Below are 2,893 nucleotides of genomic sequence, written 5' to 3' on the forward strand. Positions count from 1 at the left end.
AATGGATATGGGAATAAGTAAAATGCAGTATAAAGAGTTTAATCTCTCAAAATCATTTATTCAGTCCATTGCAGATGAAATACTTGCTGAAACTAGTGAAGAATTGGCCTTACACTTTATCGAGTTTGCCCAGCAGGAATATATTAATGATCTTATGAAGCTCGCAAAAATTCCATTTGATTTAACTAAGCATAAAGAAATATATCAAGACGATCTAGCGAACCTACAGCGAAGATTAGAAGAAGAAAAAGCAGAAATCGAGAGAAAAAAAGAAGAGGAAAAGCGCATCATCAATGAAATATTCGGACAAGAATATCAGCCTTCTATTAGAAGAAATATTCGTTTTGTTCTGCATATCGGGGAAACAAATACCGGAAAAACACACCATGCACTAGAAAAAATGAAAGCAGCTTCAAGTGGACTATATTTGGCCCCGCTGCGCCTTCTTGCTTTAGAAGTATTCGATAAACTGAATGAGGAAGGTACACTTTGCTCTTTAAAAACAGGAGAAGAAGAAAAGATTGTAGCTGGTGCCAGCCATATATCTTGTACAGTCGAAATGTTTCATGAAAAGGATTTTTTCGACTGTATTGTGATTGACGAAGCACAGATGATTACTGATAAGGATCGAGGGTTTTCGTGGTACAAGGCCATAACAAAGGCAAACGCAAATGAAGTGCACATTATCGGCAGCAAAAATGTAAAAGAAATATTACTTGAGCTGCTTGGTGATTCAAGCATTGAAATCTTCGAATACACCCGAGATGTCCCATTAGAAGTAGAAAAGAGGGAGTTTAAATTTAGCCGTGTTGATAAAGGGGATGCTTTAATTTGTTTTTCAAGGAAAAAAGTTCTTGAAACAGCATCAAGACTGGAAAATTCGGGACACTCGGTCAGTATGATTTATGGAAGTATGCCACCTGAAACAAGAAAAAAACAAGTTCAGCGGTTTAATCATGGAAAAGCTTCAATTATTGTTTCAACTGATGCGATTGGAATGGGATTAAACCTCCCAATTAAAAGAGTCGTTTTCTTGGAAAATGAAAAATTTGATGGACAGAAAAGACGGCTCCTTACATCCCAGGAGGTTAAGCAGATTGCCGGGAGAGCTGGAAGAAAAGGCATTTACGATGTAGGTAAAGTAGCTTTTGTCACCAATATTAAGAAGATGTGGGATCTGCTCGTTTGCGAGGATCAGCCCATTCAAACTTTTTCTGTAGCACCAACAAGTACTGTTTTTGAACGGTTTCAAACCTACTATCGCGATCTCGGAACCTTTTTTGAATTATGGGATAAATTTGAAAGTCCAAAGGGGACGAAGAAGGCTTCTTTATCAGAAGAAAGAGAGTTGTATGAAAAGATCCGCGGCTCAGAAATAGAAGCAAAACTGTCCATTATGGATCTATATGGTTTTCTTCATTTGCCTTTTTCCAAAAAGGAGCCTCAATTAATCTGGCAGTGGGAACAAACGATGTTAGCCATTATTGATGGGGCTGAGTTGCCAGAACCGCTTTTAAAGAATCGCAACTTAGAGGAATTAGAGCTTTCATACAAAGCGATTGGTCTCTATTTGTTGTTTTTATATCGGTTAGATCGAAGAACCGAAGCCATTTATTGGGAGCGGATCCGAGAGCAAATTAGTGATAAAGTACATGACAGATTACGAACCGATGTGAAAAATATGGCAAAAAAATGCCGAAGCTGCGGCAGGAAACTAGAATGGGATCATAAGTACCAAATTTGTGATCAATGCCATGAAAGAAAATATCGGCGCCACTCTTTACATTATTAAAATGCTTAGCTTTCGGCAAAAGATATTCCGAGAGCTAAGCATATTTTATCAATTACTGAATGATGACTATCTCTTCAAACAACTCGTATAGGGTTAAGTAGTGAGTAGCTCAAGGCTTAAGGACTACTTTAATACATTCATCCTCATGATTATTAAAAATACTATATCCATGGCTCGCTTCGTCCAATATACGGTACATTCTTTTCCAGCAAAACAAAATTAACTCGTAAAAAAGGAATAAAAATAAATTTCGGTTGCAAAATAATTTTGATTTAATATGAGGGAGGAATTTGAATGCAAATGCAAAACCAAAATCAGCAACAAGGTCAAATGCATCAAAATATGCATACCGGCATGGTTAATCAACAAATGAATCATGGGGGACATGAGGTTTTTGATGTCCATGAGGTATTATCCGGAACTGTTGGTGTTTTAGACCAATACACCCTTTTACGTCCCCATGTAAAAGATCAAGAACTAGGAAGCATACTTGATAGACAACATCAGTTTATTACTCAGGAATATAATACAACCGTTGACTGCTTTAAATCTGGTCAAGATCCAGCAGTGCCAACACAGAGCTATAAAATGACACAAGAGAACGATTTTGTTTATGGGCTGAAGCCTTCTCAGCCAAAAAAACCGTTAAATTCGGCATCAGAAGTTACAGACGCATGTATTTCTGGGCTAATGCTTGGTGCTCATAAGGCGATGGCTGGATCAAAAGCAATGGCAGCATGTGAAGTGACAAATCCAGTTGTCCGCCGCGTCATAGCTGACTCTGTGCCTAATTGCATTGAAATGGCTTATGAGCTTTCGATTTATCAAAATAAAAATCATTACTATCAAGTTCCACAGCTTGCTTCACAAGATATGCAGCAGCTGTTAAATGCTTATGCTCCCGCCCAAATGAATGGGATGCCGAACAATAATACTACACACTAATAATAAATATTTTTTAAAAAGGTGATTCTTACAGATAGAATCACCTTTTTTGCTGTGAAAATGTTATTCCAAAATAAAAACGCTTTCATTTTCAAACAATTCCAATAAATCTATTTACAATGGCTATTAAGTAGTATTTAATAGAGATATGTTTTT

2 protein-coding genes are annotated in these 2,893 nt (G+C 37.0%); both read left to right on the top strand.

Features of this window, described 5'->3' with window-relative positions:
- Positions 1–1,792 (top strand): helicase-related protein (locus tag V7164_RS25460; RefSeq protein WP_335355628.1); only part of this gene is annotated, 1,792 nt, incomplete at its 5' end.
- A 294-nt stretch (positions 1,793–2,086) separates the two neighbouring features.
- Positions 2,087–2,737, top strand: coding sequence for a spore coat protein (locus tag V7164_RS25465; RefSeq protein ID WP_438823983.1), 651 nt, complete (start codon positions 2,087–2,089; stop codon positions 2,735–2,737).
- The last annotated feature ends 156 nt before the right edge of the window (positions 2,738–2,893 follow it).

Origin of the sequence: Bacillus sp. JJ1474, from assembly GCF_036965225.1 — a bacterium.
Lineage (GTDB): Bacteria > Bacillota > Bacilli > Bacillales > Cytobacillaceae > Cytobacillus.